Source organism: Daejeonella sp. JGW-45 (genome assembly GCF_029360805.1).
Classification (GTDB): domain Bacteria; phylum Bacteroidota; class Bacteroidia; order Sphingobacteriales; family Sphingobacteriaceae; genus Daejeonella.
This window is the reverse complement of sequence record NZ_JARKNC010000010.1, coordinates 796,437-813,546: the sequence shown is the minus strand read 5'-3', so window position 1 is coordinate 813,546 and position 17,110 is coordinate 796,437. Positions and strand designations below refer to the sequence as shown.

At 43.9% G+C, this 17,110-nt stretch carries 14 protein-coding genes; 10 read left to right on the top strand and 4 right to left on the bottom strand.

What is annotated here, in order from left to right:
• Nucleotides 1-4: 4 nt before the first annotated feature.
• Nucleotides 5-1,705: a gamma-glutamyltransferase gene (ggt, locus tag P2W76_RS17255; protein WP_276349148.1), complete on the bottom strand. Its 1,701-nt coding sequence runs from the start codon at nucleotides 1,703-1,705 to the stop codon at nucleotides 5-7.
• Nucleotides 1,698-3,470, bottom strand: coding sequence for a long-chain fatty acid--CoA ligase (locus tag P2W76_RS17250; protein WP_276349147.1), 1,773 nt, complete (start codon nucleotides 3,468-3,470; stop codon nucleotides 1,698-1,700). The genes ggt and P2W76_RS17250 overlap by 8 nt, the downstream gene beginning before the upstream one ends.
• A 531-nt stretch (nucleotides 3,471-4,001) precedes the next feature.
• Between P2W76_RS17250 and P2W76_RS17245 the strand changes: the two genes are divergently transcribed.
• A complete protein-coding gene (locus P2W76_RS17245) occupies nucleotides 4,002-4,475 on the top strand; it encodes a hypothetical protein (RefSeq protein ID WP_276349146.1) in 474 nt (157 codons plus the stop codon).
• A gap of 41 nt (nucleotides 4,476-4,516) precedes the next feature.
• On the opposite strand, the gene P2W76_RS17240 is transcribed toward P2W76_RS17245, so the two are convergent.
• Nucleotides 4,517-6,292, bottom strand: coding sequence for a PDZ domain-containing protein (locus P2W76_RS17240; RefSeq protein ID WP_276349145.1), 1,776 nt, complete (start codon nucleotides 6,290-6,292; stop codon nucleotides 4,517-4,519).
• A gap of 336 nt (nucleotides 6,293-6,628) precedes the next feature.
• Between P2W76_RS17240 and P2W76_RS17235 the strand changes: the two genes are divergently transcribed.
• From P2W76_RS17235 to P2W76_RS17215, 5 genes are read left to right on the top strand one after another with little or no spacing between them, the layout of a single operon-like run.
• The gene (locus P2W76_RS17235; RefSeq protein WP_276349144.1) at nucleotides 6,629-7,717 is read left to right on the top strand and encodes an efflux RND transporter periplasmic adaptor subunit; all 1,089 of its coding nucleotides are present in this window, start codon (nucleotides 6,629-6,631) and stop codon (nucleotides 7,715-7,717) included.
• A 5-nt stretch (nucleotides 7,718-7,722) separates the two neighbouring features.
• Complete coding sequence (locus tag P2W76_RS17230) at nucleotides 7,723-10,848, top strand: efflux RND transporter permease subunit (protein WP_276349143.1); 3,126 nt, start codon at nucleotides 7,723-7,725, stop codon at nucleotides 10,846-10,848.
• A gap of 27 nt (nucleotides 10,849-10,875) precedes the next feature.
• Nucleotides 10,876-12,186 carry a TolC family protein gene (locus tag P2W76_RS17225; RefSeq protein WP_276349142.1) on the top strand — a complete coding sequence of 437 codons (1,311 nt, stop codon included), beginning with the start codon at nucleotides 10,876-10,878 and terminating at the stop codon, nucleotides 12,184-12,186.
• A gap of 53 nt (nucleotides 12,187-12,239) precedes the next feature.
• Entirely contained in the window at nucleotides 12,240-12,632 is a 393-nt protein-coding gene (locus P2W76_RS17220) for a response regulator (RefSeq protein ID WP_276349141.1), read from the top strand.
• 9 nt (nucleotides 12,633-12,641) lie between these two features.
• Entirely contained in the window at nucleotides 12,642-13,499 is an 858-nt protein-coding gene (locus P2W76_RS17215) for an N-acetylglucosamine kinase (RefSeq protein WP_276349140.1), read from the top strand.
• Here P2W76_RS17215 and P2W76_RS17210 read toward each other — a convergent pair.
• Nucleotides 13,496-13,795: a hypothetical protein gene (locus P2W76_RS17210; RefSeq protein WP_276349139.1), complete on the bottom strand. Its 300-nt coding sequence runs from the start codon at nucleotides 13,793-13,795 to the stop codon at nucleotides 13,496-13,498. The two genes, P2W76_RS17215 and P2W76_RS17210, sit on opposite strands and share 4 nt — an antisense overlap.
• A gap of 273 nt (nucleotides 13,796-14,068) precedes the next feature.
• Here P2W76_RS17210 and P2W76_RS17205 point away from each other — a divergent pair, with 273 nt between their 5' ends.
• From P2W76_RS17205 to P2W76_RS17190, 4 genes are all read left to right on the top strand, one after another.
• The gene (locus P2W76_RS17205) at nucleotides 14,069-14,848 is read left to right on the top strand and encodes a sulfite exporter TauE/SafE family protein (protein ID WP_276349138.1); all 780 of its coding nucleotides are present in this window, start codon (nucleotides 14,069-14,071) and stop codon (nucleotides 14,846-14,848) included.
• A gap of 35 nt (nucleotides 14,849-14,883) precedes the next feature.
• The gene (locus P2W76_RS17200) at nucleotides 14,884-15,360 is read left to right on the top strand and encodes a rhodanese-like domain-containing protein (RefSeq protein ID WP_276349137.1); all 477 of its coding nucleotides are present in this window, start codon (nucleotides 14,884-14,886) and stop codon (nucleotides 15,358-15,360) included.
• Between the two features lie 290 nt (nucleotides 15,361-15,650).
• Entirely contained in the window at nucleotides 15,651-16,037 is a 387-nt protein-coding gene (locus P2W76_RS17195) for a response regulator (RefSeq protein ID WP_276349136.1), read from the top strand.
• Nucleotides 16,018-17,109: a sugar transferase gene (locus tag P2W76_RS17190; protein WP_276349135.1), complete on the top strand. Its 1,092-nt coding sequence runs from the start codon at nucleotides 16,018-16,020 to the stop codon at nucleotides 17,107-17,109. The genes P2W76_RS17195 and P2W76_RS17190 overlap by 20 nt, the downstream gene beginning before the upstream one ends.
• Nucleotide 17,110: the final 1 nt, after the last annotated feature.

The following is a 17,110-nucleotide window of genomic DNA, read 5'->3' as shown; positions in this document are numbered from 1 at the left end:
TATTTTACCAGCCTAATGTAGTATCATCTCCCCGCGGATCGGCGCCACCTTCATAATATCCCCACTTAGTTTTCAGGATTGCATCAACACGTCCTATCGGTCCTCTATCCCTAAATTTATACCCCTTTTGTGTTAACCGCACAACCGTCATGCTGTCAAGCGCCTTCCGCTCCATAGCAATATCGTCAGGAAACCATTGATGGTGGAACCTTTTGGCACTCACCGCGGCTTGCATACTTTTATCGAATTCAATAACATTTAAAATGGTTTGAAATACCGAAGTTATGATGGTCGAGCCCCCGGGTGTACCCACAACCATAAATAGCTCCCCATTCTTTTCCAGGATGGTTGGTGTCATCGCGCTCAGCATTCGCTTGTTCGGCTGAACCGAATTAGCCTCGCCCCCCAAAAGCCCATACATATTGGGAGATCCTGGTTTGACCGAAAAATCGTCCATCTCATTATTGAGAAGGAAACCGGCACCTTTTACAAATACCTTTGACCCGTAGCTGCCGTTTATCGTTGTAGTAACTGATACCGCATTTCCGGCTTTATCCACGATTGAGAAGTGTGTGGTCTCCTCACTTTCCATGGGTACCTCGCCTGCTTTAATATCAGTGCTTGGAGTAGCCTTATCCCAATTAAAATTACTCATGCGAAATTTAGAATACACAGGTAATATCAGGTATTTCTGGGGCACCTTATAGAAATCAGGATCCCCAAGGTGTGAAGCCCTGTCGGCATACACGCGGCGCTCGGCCTCTACCATTACCTGGACAGTAGAGTCTGAATTGTATCCCCAGCGCCTTAACGGGAATGGTTCTACCGAATTTAATAACTGAAGCAAGGCAATTCCGCCGCTTGACGGAGGAGGCACTGTAATAACCTTGTAGTCTTTATAATTCCCTGTTATAGGCTCACGCCACACAGCCTGATAATTTTTCAGGTCTTCCTTGCTGATTATACCCGCACCCGATTGCATTTCGGCCACGATAAGATCGGCAACCGGCCCTTCGTAAAAGCCTTCACGGCCTTTGTCGCGTATGAGTTCCAACGTATTAGCGAGGTCATCCTGTACCCAGAGCTCCCCGGGCACCCATTTGTCTTTGATGTAATAGCTCTTTCCCGGGTTGTATTTTTTAAAATCTTCTTGTTCTTCTACAAAATCACGTGTCTGCCTTTCAGTAACGGGAAACCCACGTCTTGCCAGATCTACCGACGGCTGAATAACCTCGGCCCATGACAATTTACCATATTTTGCGTGGGCTTTAACCATCCCATCGACGCTTCCAGGGACCCCTGCAGCCAGATGACCATAAAGGCTTTTGACTGTAATGGGATTACCCGCTTCGTCGAGGTACATATCCCTGCTGGCCTTGCCCGGGGCTTTTTCCCTGAAGTCAAGGCTTGCAATTTCGCCATCTGCCGACCGGTACACCATAAAACCTCCGCCACCCAGATTTCCCGCAGAAGGATAAACTACCGCGAGCGCAAATTGCACAGCAACCGCGGCATCTATCGCATTCCCGCCCTTTTTCAGAATATCGATACCCACTTTTGAAGCCGAGGGATGGGCTGAGACAACCATTCCATTCCTGTACTCTTCACTATTATTCCTTCCTACTTGTCCGCCTACGCATGACGTAAGAAAAAGAACTGCCAGAATAATCGCTTTTAAACTATTGGAAGACTTCTTTTTATTCACTTGCATTTTTATATAACTTCTCTACCTGTGTTCTGTACTTTTCCAAAATAGCTTTTCTCCGGAGGCTTAATTTTGGTGTAAGCTCGCCCCCATCGATACTCCACTCCTCTGAAAGCAATTCAATCTTTTTTACCCGCTCCCAATGCCCGAATTCCTGGTTGTACTTTTCTATCTCCGACCAGATCTTCTCAATAACCCTGGGCTCCCCGATCATTTCCTTGTTCACCGTATAGGGAATTCCCTTCCGTTCACACCATTTTTCCAGTGTTGCAAACGATGGCAATACCAGAGCTGCAGGGAAGCGTTGGTTCTCACCGATCACAATTACCTGCTCGATAAAAATAGATTCTTTAAACTTATTCTCCAGCATCTGCGGAGCAATATATTTTCCACCTGCAGTCTTAAATATTTCCTTTTTACGGTCTGTAATGCGAAGATATTGACCATCTACTATTTCGCCTATATCCCCGGTATGGAAAAACCCATCTTTATCTATCACCTCTGCAGTCAGGTCAGGACGGTTGTAATACCCTTTCATTATGTTTGGCCCCTTGCAAAGAATCTCCCCGTCTTCAGCGATCTTAACCTCAACATCCTTGATCGATCTGCCTACCGTTGTAAATTTTGCTTCTCCTTTCCTGAGACCGTTTACGTTAATTACAGGAGAGGTCTCTGTCAGGCCGTAACCTTCCAGCACAGGCATACCAGCCGCCCAGAATACCCGTGCCAGTCTGGGCTGTAAAGCCGCACCGCCAGAAACGATCGCTAAGATATTACCACCCAGCGCGTCCCGCCATTTATTAAAGATCAGCTTATTGGCGATCTTTAACTGCAGTTCATACCATACGCCGTTTTTTCCGTCCATTTCATAGTTAAGCCCAAGGTTCAGGGCCCAAAAGAACAGCTTACGCTTGATCCCGGTTAATTGCGATCCTTTTTCCACAATACGGTCGTACACCTTCTCCAGTAACCTCGGAACCGTAGTGAAGCCATGTGGTTTAACATCCGCTATGTCTGCTGCAATTGTTTCCGTACTCTGAGCGTAATAAACGGAAATACCCAGGTAAAGGTACATATAGATCACCATGCGTTCGAATACATGCGACAGAGGCAAAAAGCTAAGGGCCTTTTTAAATTCTGGAGGATATAAACTGGACGATTCCCGCACATTACTTACGAGGTTATTATGGGTTAACATAACTCCCTTGGGAGTTCCGGTTGTGCCTGAAGTGTAGATCAGGGTTAACAGATCATCCGGCTTAATTTCACTACGATATGCCTCGAGGTCTAGGGTTGCATTTTCCCGACCCAGGTTCACTATTTCTTTCCAGTGTGAAACCCCTGGCACCTCATCGAATGTATAGATCTCAAAGTCAACCTGATCCCGGGTCCTTACCAGGTCCAGTTTATCGTACAGCACCTTGTCAGAAACAAATACAATGCGGATCCCGGCATCTTTTACAATAAACTTGATATCGCCCTCTGCCAGGGTAGGATACATGGGAACCTGAGTAGCCCCGATCTGCATGATCCCGAAATCACATATATTCCATTCAGGCCTGTTAGGCGACATGATGGCAACTTTGTCATCTTTCCTGATCCCTTTGGCGATCAAGCCCCTGCTGATGGCATCCACTTCATCAACAAAATGCTTTGTTGAATATTTAACCCACCGGCCATTCTTTTTAGCAGCAACTATATCCTCCTTGCCGAACTTTTCAACAGAAAGCTTCAGGAGATCGAAAACCCGGGTTATTTCAGTCATAGCGTATACCTAGCTTGATAAAGGAAATGTAGCAATTTAATGAAAATTAGCAAGTGTATGAGAAATTTGATCTGAAATTTAGTTCAGCTCATTGCAAACCTTGATAAATCTCATTCCATAAAATCTACCCGCTTTCCGCAAAGATTTTTCCTCACATTACAGGTAAACATTTTTTAAATAATCAGCTTATTCTTCGGACATTGTTCGGACATTATTCGGATGTTCTTCGGACATAACAGGGAAAATACCGAATAAGATTCGAATAGATTCCGTATATATCCCGAAGTATATTTGACTCAGTTACCAACGAGTTAATAGCCATTACCTTACCCGGCACTGAAAAAAATATTTCCGTGATAAATATGGGTGGCGGATCTGAAGCAAAAAAGCTCAGGTTTTCTGCATATAGAGAATACCATTAATAGTTAACCCGCGTTGTATAATTATTATCTATAAAGAAAAAATTTAATTCAAACTCTAAGCACTGGCATTGTATTTGAAAGGCAGTGCAAAAAACAACAAACACATATTATGAAAAAGTTATTACTACTATGCCTGACTGCCGGGCTGCTATTGATTACGCGATCAAACGCCAACGCCCAATCCTATGAAAATGCTATTGGGGTGAGGGTAGGCTCCTACAATGGAGTAAGTTTTAAAACCTTTATACAAGCCAACAAAGCGCTCGATTTTACGCTGGCTGTCAGAAGCAACAATAATTTCAGGCGTGTCCTGCTGACGGGACTTTACGAAGTTCACAATCCAATTGGCGGAGCACCAGGCTTATTATGGTATTATGGTGGTGGTGCGAGTGTTGGATCTTACAAAGCAGACAACTTTGACGGCGAATTGTTTTTAAGCGCCGACGGCGTTTTGGGCCTTGACTATAAGATTAACGGTGCTCCTCTAAACCTGGCAGTTGACTGGCGTCCGCGTCTGGCACTTACACCGGATACAAACTTCTGGACTGGTGACGTAGGCTTAGCTATTCGCCTGACGTTTTAAGGATATATAATAAAAAAAGCAGCTTAAAGCTGCTTTTTTTATTAAAGCTTTAACCATCTTTTCCTCACGGCCAGCTGTGCGTCCGAAGGTTTCTCAACAGTTGAAATAACATAGCGCAGCGCCGGGCTCCTTAACAAAGAAACCTCCATGGTCTTTTCAATTCCATCGCGGATAACCGAAACGTTCACCTTGTCACCAACACGCTTGTCCGTAATATAAGCAAACAGCTCGTTTGAACCGGCGGTCGTCTTTTTGACCTTATAGTCGTCAACAGATAATATCTCATCATTAACGTTCAATCCGTCATTCCAAGCTCCGCTTCCACGGGCAACCTGGGTGATAATGATTTTGCCGTCTCTTAGGGAGGTTGTGACACCGAGGTAAGGCTCATTGCTTCGAGCATTTGCGTTCGTGATCTTCAGGCCTGCATATTCGAAGTATCTGCTATAATCGATGGTCTTCACATCGTTTATATAATCGTTATAAATATTATCCAGGGAATGGCCGGCTATTTTCTCGGCCATATCTTTAAACTCTTTGTCAGTGTAACCACGTTTTTGTTTGACGTAATACTCATCGTACATCGCTTTCATCACCTCGTCCAAGCCAGCCCTGCCTTGCGTAGATTTTATGATCTCCAGGTCCAGGATGAGTGCTATCAAAGAACCTTTGCTATAATAAGAGATCGTAGAATTTGCAGAATTCTCATTAGGGCGATATTGCTTGATCCAGGCATCAAAGCTCGACTCACTCACAGATTGTACCTTATTGCCCGGTTGGTTTTCAACAGAGCTAATGGCTGTGGCAAGTCCGGCAACAAAACTCTCCGGAGTTTGAAGCCCAGCCCTGGTAGTAAACAGGTTTTGGTAATAGGCCGTAAATCCTTCTGCGATCCACAAATTGGTTGTATAATTTTCTTCGTCATAATTAAACGGTCCCAATGCGATGGGTCTTAGCCGTTTGACGTTCCACAAATGAAAATATTCATGTGAGACCAGAGCCAAAAACCGGAGCAGCCCCGGCCCTGTGTTGTACGCATTTCGGGATGCACCCAGTACGGTCGAATTCAGATGTTCAAGTCCGCCGCCACCCGAATTGAAGTTGTGTACAATAAATACATATCGCTTGTTCGGGTTCACGCCAAAAACCTTTGTTTGTTCGTGAACGATCTTGGCCATATCACGTTTCAGCACCTCCTTGTCATAATTTCCACCCCCATACATGGCTACCTCATGTGAAACGCCGGCAGCGGAGAACTCAAAAATATCCTGATTACCTACTTCAATAGGGCTATCATACAGGATGTCAAAATCTGCTGCGGCGAACGTATTGCTTTTACCGGGAACCTTATCCAGTCCGGTCGATATTTTAGTCCATGACGAATGGGGCACGACAGTTACGGTTGAAGGCAGGTTAAGTTTCCCTGCAGGGTATAAGAACAGGCCGGCAGGCGATAGAAATGCGTGAGATTCGTCGACCAGGCTGGTTCGGACGGAAACTTCAAATGAATATACCCGGTAATTTACCTTGATTGACTGGCTTTTAGAAGTATTGACCCGCCAAGTGTTCTTATTCACCTTATTGAAAGTCAGGGGCTTGTTTCCGGGGCCAACAGCACCGAAAGCTTCGACATTTTTTGCATATTCCCGGATGAGGTAGGATCCGGGAGTCCATACCGGCATTTTAAGATCTATATAGTCGCCCTTCAAGCCTGATATCTCCATCTCAACTTCGGCATAGTGAGTTTGAGGGGCTGGAAATGAAACCTTAAAAGCTATTTTTTCCTGGGCGTTTAGGGCAATTGTCATTATTGACATACAAATAATTAAAGTTACAGATCTCATAATTTTCAAAATTAGCCTTTAAGCTTAAGTTTTAAAATCGACGCCGGAACAAAGCTGTAAAATACTTGCTACAACAACTTAATTTACATCTTTACAAATAGCTTTGTATACATAGTATATGGAAAAGCCTCTTGCCCAAGCCTTAACATCTGTTGCGAAGACGCACTTTGGTGAGCTTTCGGAAGGCTTGATTCATTTATCTATAGACAGCTATCAGTACGTTTTAGTTTCAACGGAACTAGACCATGATAATTATTTAAATATTGTACCTAACCAACTCCGCTCAACTCAAATTTACAACCACCTTATATGAAAACCAGGTATATCGTATATACACTTCTAATTCTTCTTTTCGGAGCTTTTGTAGCCTACAGAATTAAAGCTAATAGTGAAAAGGCTGGCGCTGGCGGCAGAGGTGGAGCCAGAGGAGGGGCTCCCGGTGGCGCTGCAGCTCCCCCGGTTCCGGTGAACGGTATAGTAGTACAACCTAAGAATTTTTCCAACTCGCTTTCTGTAACCGGCTCGCTTGAAGCTAACGAACAAATTGAAATCAGAGCAGAGGTTGCGGGGGTTATCAAGGCTCTTAATTTCCAGGAAGGCAGTAATGTAAGAAGGGGTCAGGTGCTGCTTAAAATAAATGATATTGAACTTCAGGCACAATTGTCGCAAGCCCTGACACGTGAGAAACTGGCTTCCGAAACAGAATACCGGGCCGGACTGTTATTAAAAAAAGAAGCTATAAGTAAGGAAGAGTACGACATTGCCCTTGCTGATAAAAGGGCACTGCAAGCTGCCACACAATTGATTCGCGCACAGATATCCAGGACCGTGGTAGTTGCACCTTTCAGCGGTCGCATTGGTCTTCGGTCGGTTTCCGTTGGCGGATACATCACACCGGCAACCGTTGTAGCCAGCCTGATCAGTATGGATCCTATCAAAGTGATCTTTTCAGTACCGGAAAAGTACGCACAGCAGATGCGCAACGGATCTGAGATCCAGTTCACCGCTGCAGGTTCGGATAAGCAGCAATCTGCGCGGGTTTATGCCATTAATCCAGGCATAAACGCCACATCGCGAACGCTCCAGATAGCGGCCAGGGCGAGTAATCCGGCCGGCGATCTGTTACCGGGCTCGTTCGCCAAAGTTATCCTCCCGCTTGCTACCATCAGCGATGCCATCCTGATACCTTCTGAAGCAATTATCCCGGTGGAACAGGGCAAAAAAGTATTTGTGAGCCGGAATGGCAAAGCTGAAGAGGTGATCATCGAAACCAGCACCCGCACGGAAAAAGAAGTCCTGGTTACATCGGGCTTACAAGCAGGCGACACCGTTTTAACAACGGGTATCATGGCATTAAAGCGGGATAGTCCGGTACGAGTAAAAATAACAGCAAACTAAATGTTATGAGCTTATCATCTACCAGTATAAAAAGACCGGTTCTGACTATTGTCATGAACCTCGTGCTTGTTCTTTTCGGGATTATTGGCTTCACCTTTCTTGGTATCAGGGAATTTCCCTCAATAGATCCTCCTATTATTTCCGTGAGGACAAGTTATGCTGGCGCAAACTCGGATGTTATTGAGTCCCAGATTACGGAACCACTGGAAAAGGCTATAAATTCAATCGATGGCATCCGGAACATTACATCCCAAAGCAGCCAGGGGTCCAGTAATATTTCTGTAGAATTCACACTCGACAAGAATCTGGAAGAAGCTGCAAATGATATAAGGGATAAGGTTTCACAGGCGGCAAGAAGCCTTCCTGACGATATTGATTCGCCGCCGGTTGTATCCAAGCAAGATGCCGACTCACAGCCGATCGTGATCTTTACCATGAAAAGTGATCGCCGGAGTGCGCTTGAGCTGAGTGACTATGCCGACAATACGATAGTGCCCCGATTTCAAACCATTCCGGGAGTTAGTAGCCTGCGCATATACGGCGAAAAACGGTTCGCGATGAGGTTATGGATAGATCCAAACAAACTGTCGGCTTATGGCCTTACTCCTATTGATATCCGGAATGCACTGAACCAGCAGAACGTGGAGCTCCCGTCGGGTAAACTTACCGGTGAGAATACAGAGCTTGGAATTAAGACTATCGGTAGTTTAAACACGGTTGAAGGCTTTAATAACCTGATCCTGAAAACAGACTCAAACCGGATAACTCGCTTTAGCGATGTGGGTGAAGCTATCCTGGCGCCTGAAAACATGGAGAGTGTCATGAGGGAGTCGGGAACGCCTATGATCGGACTTGCCATAACGCCCCAACCCGGCACCAACTATCTTGAGATAGCGAAACTTGTAAATGAACGGTATGAACAGATCTTAAAGGAGCTTCCTAAGGATATCGAGCTGAAACCGGCCATTGACAACACCATCTTTATTAAGAATTCGGTTATAGAGGTAGCTGAGACAATTTTAATCTCGCTTATTCTGGTGATCCTGATCATCTATCTTTTCTTCAGGGACTGGAGCATCGCATTCCGGCCTTTAATTGACATCCCTGTTTCTCTGATAGCTACCTTTTTCATCATGTACATTTTCGGCTTTTCGGTGAATGTACTGACGCTTTTAGCTATTGTACTTGCAACAGGCTTGGTTGTAGATGACGGGATAGTTGTAACAGAAAATATCTTTAAAAAGGTTGAAGAGGGCATGTCGCCTATGGAGGCTGCTATAAAAGGATCGAACGAAATATTCTGGGCCGTCATATCGATATCGGTCACCCTTGCCGCAGTTTTCCTGCCGGTTATATTTCTCGAGGGCTTTGTTGGCAGGCTCTTCAGGGAATTCGGAATAGTCATCGGAGCAGCAGTACTTATCTCCGCATTTGTGTCGCTGACGCTTACCCCTATGCTGAATGCCTACCTGATGAAAGCGGGAGTACAGAAGAAGTCTAAGTTTTATGATATGACTGAACCTTACTTCGTAAAGATGACCACGGGATACGGTGACGCCTTAAAAGGTTTTATGTCTAAACGATGGATCAGTTTCCCTATCATAGCGGTATGTATTGGCATGATCGTGCTTTTCTGGTTTACCCTGCAGAAAGAAACTGCACCTTATGACGATCGTAGTTTTATCAGTGTACAGGCCAGTGCACCAGAAGGTGCAACCTTTGAGTACATGGACAGGTTTATGCTGGATCTGGCAAAGCTGGTGAATGATTCGATACCGGAGAAAGAGGTGAATATAGTTTATACATCTCCCGGATTCGGCGGCACCGGATCTGCAAACTCGGGATTTATGCGTATTGGCCTGTCATCACCGGGCGAACGCGAGCGCAGCCAGCAGGAAATTGCAAGCTCTCTTACAAAGATGACCAGGAAGTACACTTCCGGTCGCGCACTTGTAACCGAGCAGCCTACCATTTCAGTGAACCGGAGGGGGGGATTACCGATACAATTCATTATCCAGGCACCTAACTTCGCCAAGTTGCAGGAAAAAATTCCGCTATTCATGACTGAAGCAGCCCAGGATCCAACTTTTTCAAGCAGCGACGTAAATCTCAAATTCAACAAACCCGAAATCAATGTCAGCATTGATCGCGATAAGGCTCAGAGTCTTGGCGTTTCTGTACTCGATGTTGCCCAATCGCTCCAACTGGCACTAAGCGGGCAGCGTTTCGGCTATTTTATTATGAATGGCAAGCAGTACCAGGTATTGGGGCAATATGCCAAAAGTGATCGTGACGATCCTTTAGACCTGACTTCAACATTTGTCAGAAACAATCAGGGGCAACTTATTCAGCTGGATAACCTGGTGTCGGTCAGAGAAATCAGCAGTCCGCCGCAACTTTATCATAATAACAGGTTTCTGTCAGCTACAGTTTCGGCAGGACTTGCGCCTGGAAAGAGTATCGGCGATGGAATTGAGGCCATGGACCGGATAGCAGATAAAGTTTTAGACGACACCTTTACGACAGCTTTAGGAGGGGAATCCAGAGATTTCGAGGAAAGCTCGTCAAACACGCTCTTTGCCTTTGGCTTGGCGCTGCTGCTTGTTTACCTTATCCTCGCGGCTCAATTCGAGAGTTTCATAGATCCATTGATCATCATCATCACTGTTCCAATGGCGGTAGCAGGGGCGTTCCTGTCCTTATGGCTTTTCGGACAGACCTGGAATATATTCAGTCAGATCGGTACGATCATGCTTATAGGACTCGTCACGAAAAATGGTATACTCATCGTCGAGTTCGCAAACCAGCTTAAAGAACGGGGTGTACCTTTACAGAAGGCCATTGTAGAGGCGTCGATTGCCCGGTTAAGGCCTATCTTAATGACTAGTCTGGCCATTGCGCTTGGTGCGTTGCCTATCGCTATGGCCCTCGGAGCGGCGGCCAAAAGCAGGATGAGCATGGGTATTGTCATCATCGGCGGTACATTATTTTCGCTGGTATTAACATTGTTCGTCATTCCGGCAATCTACTCCATGTGGTCAAAGGAGCATAAACCACTCCCGGATTTCCACGATGATGATCAGAGTGAACTTAAATCAAAAGAAGAAAAACTTGAACTCGCTCATGTATAGTCAATAACGGGTTCTACACGTATACTAATGAATTTCAAAAGAATAACGTTATACCTGCTTGCTGCAATGTTTTCAGTAAGCTTAAAAGCACAGGAGCGGCTCACCCTGGAAAGAGCCGTGGAGATCGCTCTTGAGAACAATTACGATATCAAGCTTACGAAGAATGATATTGAAATAGCTAAAACTAACGTAAGCAGGGCTAACGCGGGGATACTTCCGGTGGTGACAGGAAATTTCAGCACAAACAACACCATTTCAAACACTAAGCAAACGCTTTCCAGCGGGCAATCGCAAGAAAGGAATGGCGCAAGAAACTCCAACCTGGCTTACGGTCCGGTATTGAACTGGCAGATATTTGATGGTATGGCTATGTTTGCCAGGTACGATCAGTTAAAAGAACTTCAGAAATTGGGCGAAAGCAATTTCAAATTAACCGTTCAGACAACCCTGGCAGATGTAGTAAGTAACTATTACGATCTTGTTCAGCAGCAGCAGCAGTTGGAGGCGCTAAACGGGGCAGTTGATATTTCCCGCTTAAGGCTTAAAAACTCACAAAACAGGTACCTTATAGGCCGTGCAGCAAAGCTGGAAGTCCTCGCAGCCTCGGTTGACCTGAACACAGACACAACCAATTTGCTTAGACAGCAGGATGTGTATCGCGGCACTAAAATAAGACTGAATGAATTATTAGCCCGGGATATTACGACCGATTTCACGGTGTCGGATACAATTATTATTCAAAACAGGCTCCTGCTGCCTGAACTTCAGAAAGCAGCAAGTCTTCAAAACCCCGCCTTACAATCTGCGTTAATAAACCAGCGGATAGCCGAACTGAACTTGAAACAGGTAAAAGCTGGCCGGTATCCTACGGTATCGCTGAACTCGGGATATAACTTCAACAAGTCGACGTCCGAGCTCGGGTTTGCCAGGAATTCCGTTGGCAGGGGCTTTAATTATGGCATGACCGCCTCCATAAATATTTTCAATGGCATGCTGCAGAACAGAAACGAGAAGACCGCCGCTATTGAGATAGACAATGCCAGAATTGAGTACAATAAGCTTAACCAGAATATTTCTGCCCAGCTAACCTCTTTGTATCAAACCTTTCAGACCAACCTGGAACTGGTTAAGCTTGAACAGCAGAATCTTGAAGTTGCACGACAAAACCTTGATATAACTATGGAGAAATTCAGGCTGGGGAGCGTGGCGCCGCTCGAATTCAGGGAAGCTCAAAGAAATTACATCGACGCCAGCGCCCGTTACACCAATGCTCAATACCAGGCAAAATTAGCCGAAGTATCGCTTCAACAGCTTGCCGGAACCCTGTCTCTTCAATAGCTGTTGAGAATCTGCTATTTGCGAAAACGCAAAGAATTAGTATTTTTGGTTGGATGAATGCGTACAGATATAAAAATGTCCTTCTTATTGACGATAATCACATCGATAATCTGATCAATCGTAAGATATTGGATAATGCTAATTATGCGGAAACGATCACGGTGATTGATTCTCCCGAAGAAGCTTTTGACTTTGTACGCAACTCTTTACTTACAGGTAGTAATATGCCGGAGGTTATTTTCCTGGATTTGCGAATGCCGATAATGAATGGGTTTGAATTTTTAAAGTCGCTTGTGGAACTTCCTAATCTGAAGCCTGAATTAATGAAAATCTTCGTGCTTTCTTCATCTCTGGATCCCAAAGACATAAAAAGGATCAAGGAAAACCATCTGGTGTCTAAATTCATAGGCAAGCCTCTTACCAACCAGATACTTGAAGAAATCTAAGATAATAATATGTTATTAGTTGCAGACAGCGGTTCGACTAAAGCCGACTGGATATTAACCCGATCTGATAATCAGGCTATCCATTTCAGAACCAAAGGCATCAATCCTTTTTTTTTATCAGAGAAAGACATTATACAAGTTTTTCAAAATGCGCCTGAGGTCCAGGAATATGTAGATGAAGTTAGAGAGATCTACTTCTTTGGTGCAGGCTGCTCCAGCCCCGACCGAAGAGAAATAATTTCTAATGCTTTATCGAAAGTATTTAAGAACGCGTTTGTTAGTGTAGATATTGATATCATTGCTTCAATTTATGCAACCTGCGGCTCCGATCCGGGTATATGTTGCATCCTGGGTACCGGCTCCAATATCTCTTATTTTGATGGAGTAAAGATCCATGACAGTAAGCACGGACTTGGGTATATTCTTGGTGACGAAGGATCAGGAACATATTTTGGCCGGAAACTTATCACATCATTCTTATACGGGACAATGCCAGCCGAATTGTCGGTGCCCTTTGGGGGAAAGTTTAGCATTGACAAAGAATCGGTGATTAAAAGGATATATCAGCAAGCTTCTCCTAATTCATTCCTGGCATCGTTCGCCCCTTTTATGAGTGATCATATAGATCATCCATTTATAGTCGATCTGTTAAAAAATGGATTTGACGAGTTCGTTGAGACTAATATAAAATCCTATCCGGACCACAAAAGGCAAATTTGCCATTTTGTAGGGTCGATAGCATTTCACTTTAAAGATTTGCTGAAGGAGATCTGCGAAACAAAAGGAATTCGGGTTGGTAAAATACTAAAGCATCCAATAGACGAACTGTCGAGCTTTATTTTGCATAACGAAGTAAAAAACCTTTAGCCGATCACAACGTCTGGATTATAGCTTATTGAGTCCTGATAAGCTTTACTCAGATCATTTACAGAATTTACTTCAAAGTCTACTCCCCACGGAGTCCATGAGATAAATCTAAGTTTATCCCCTGCCATCTTTTTTCCGCCTTTAATACCCTTTGAGATCTCTTCGTAAATACCAAAGCTACCTAAGCTATAGTAATTAATTCGGGTGGATTTACCATTGATAACGTGAGACTTGATAAGCTCGAATCCCATCTTTTTTATCCAGTTCTTAATAGCTGTTATTTTACTTCTTGCCATGGCCTGTAATTTTTGAGTGATTGGGTCCCTCGAAAACCAAGCCAAAAATCTGACGGCTATTCCCTTTTTTGTCAAAAACCGCCAATACATAATAAAAAGGATTATTATTTTTTTTAATTTATGAATATCTGTAATACAGCACTTTAGCTTTGGTCTGGAAATAAGTACATCGGTTATCACAGAATCAGATACTTCGTTTGAGCAAGACCCTTAATAAGAAAGTTGGGACACAGAATTTAGTTGGATTTTTCTTGTCATCTTTGAGCCAGCAAAATGGAACTCACAGGATATGTCGCTTCGTTGTTTATCGGGATTTCCCTTGGCCTGATCGGCGGCGGAGGATCGGTACTAACCGTTCCAATTCTGGTTTACTTTTTTCATGTAGAACCTGTACTTGCTACCGCATACTCACTTTTTATAGTGGGCTCGACAAGTGCAGTTGGTGCTTTTCAAAAAGTCCTAAAAAAAGAAATCAACTTCAGGGTTGCATTTATTTTCGGCCTCCCGTCTTTATTAACAGTTTACCTCATCCGGATGTTCCTTATCCCATACATCCCGGATATTCTCTACAGTTCTGATAATATTGTAGTTTACAGGGGCACATTAACTTTGGTATTGTTTGCATTGTTAATGATAGGTGCAGCGATAGGCATCCTAAAACCGCAGCGAATTAGCCGACCCAAACTTCCCCAGACGCAGGGATTAATACTATTGGGCGTCGTGGTTGGAATTGTTTCAGGGCTGCTCGGAGCAGGAGGCGGATTTATAATTATCCCTGCTTTAATTTTTTATGCACCGCTGGACGTAAGGGCTGCCGTGGGCACGTCCTTGCTTATTATAGCGGTAAACTCGCTGGTAGGTTTTGCTGGCGACTTACTGCACCACCCGCTTAGCTGGAAACTATTGCTAGTGGTCAGCAGCTTGGCAATTTCGGGAACATTCGCCGGCCATTGGCTTTCAGGGAAACTACCAGGCGAGCACCTGAAAAAGATCTTTGGATGGTTTATTCTTCTAACCGGTGCATTTATTCTAATGAATGAACTTTTGTTTTAGAAGTATTGCGTATTTTTAACCATCCAATGTATTTTATGAAAAATATCCTGATTGCCATTTTTATTTTCACTGCACTCGGCCTAAAGGGGCAGACTTTACAAAGCACACCGAAGGCCCTCGATAAGCAAGACCTCTGGACGAAGAAAGATCTGATCGAGCCAGCCAACCTGGCAGCAATCCTTACCAATAAGAAGTCTGACAGGCCGGTTATTTTCAATATTGGCGTTGTTGAGGATATTGCCGGAGCAAAGAATATCGGCGCAGCCAGCAAAACCGAGAGCCTGAATCTGTTGAAAGACAATCTCAGGAATCTCCCAAAAAACTCGTTTATCGTAATTTACTGTGGCTGCTGCCCGTTTGATAAGTGTCCCAACATTCGACCAGCCTTCAACCTTATGAAAAGCATGGGTTTTACAAATGGGCGGCTTCTTAATATCCCCGTTAACCTGAAGCAAAATTGGATCAATAAGGGATATCCGCTGCAAGCCTCAGCCACTGCTAAGCAAGGCTAATTTGCTCCCCAATATTACGGGGAAAATTGTGGTTAATATTTTACCCATAGTTGTAGAATATTTTCCTCGTTGCGCAAAGGATAGATTCTTTAAAACCCGTCTGCGATTGAAATTTGAAGATATTTTTAACTGGCATCAGGCTTGTCAGGTATTGATGAATAGATATGGATCGTTTGGTGTTTTAACCCGGCATCTTGAATACCGGGTTATTCCTGTCGGAAATCCGGGTAAAGCTACCAGTCAGTTAAACGAGACTTATCATTGTTTGAGAGACACACTTTTTGAATTATATGAAAAAACAAATTCTGATTGTTGACGATGAATTAAGTATCCTTAAACTGCTGAATTTTATATTATCCAAAGATTATGATCTCGTTATTAAACAGAATGGCGCTGATGCTATAACATGGCTGGAAGATGGGAATGACCCTGCATTAATTATTTCCGACCTGGAAATGCCATATATTGATGGTGTGTCTTTTATACGCAATCTAAAAATCAGCGGATTTTATCGCGATACACCTGTTATTTTACTTTCAGGAGCTGATAACCTGGAAACAATAGTAGAACAAATGCCATACAGGGCAGATTACTTTTTCAGGAAACCATTTAATCCGGCAGAACTCAAGTCCTCTATTACCGCATCGCTTCTCCAACATGAGCTCACAAACAGTTAAGCCAAGCTACCAGATTGAAAGCTTACAACTTAGCATCGCGTTTATGGGTACAGAACAGGGTGCCTCAATCCTGGCCGAACTGCCCTCCCATTACACTATTGAAGCCTTTCCATCGCCTGAGGGTTTCTATGAATATCTTAGCGACCAGTCGATTCTAACCCTTCCTGATATTATTCTTATAGAAACAGACCCTCAGGGCAGCTGTTTTGACCTTATAGAAAAAATAAAGACCAATCCCCTTTGGCGTGATCTTATTATCGTAGTTATTGCAAATCAAAAGAATCGTGATTGGAAGCTTAGGGCTCTTCAGCTTAAAATCCATGACTATTACATAGTGCCTTTTCCTATTGATCACCTATTGGAGAGGCTTAATTTCCTTGTTAAGTTCAAGTTGGTTAAACCTCAACTTTCATGGCTTGAAAATGCCGATGTTACTTATAAACTTCCTTTGGGGAAAAAATTATTTGACCTTGTTTTTTCTTCTTTGGGCATAGTGCTGTTGTCGCCAGTTATGCTCCTGACAGCATTATTAATAAAGCTGGATTCCAAAGGACCAGTTATTTATAAAAGTAAAAGAGTTGGAACTGGATACAACATCTTTGACTTCTACAAATTTCGATCTATGCGAAAGGACGCTGACACCGAGTTAGAGAATTTTGCAGAATTAAACAGATACCGCATGCCGAATGAAAATAACGAAACAGAACCGGCATTTGTTAAATTAAAAAATGATCCAAGAATCACCCGGTTAGGGGCACTCCTGCGAAAGACAAGCATAGATGAGCTGCCGCAGCTATTTAATGTACTTAAAGGTGAAATGTCGCTGGTTGGAAACCGGCCTTTACCACTTTATGAAGCCGAGATGCTCACATCCAACGAATGGTCGCAGCGGTTTCTGGGCCCGGCCGGCGTTACCGGCTTGTGGCAAATAAAAAGCAGGGGAAAAAATAATGTATCTGCCCGCGAACGGAAAAAATTTGATAACTTTTACGCTTCGAAATATTCGTTCTGGTTTGATGTTGAGATATTAATTAAAACCTTGCCTGTGATCTTTTACAAGGAAAAAATTTAAT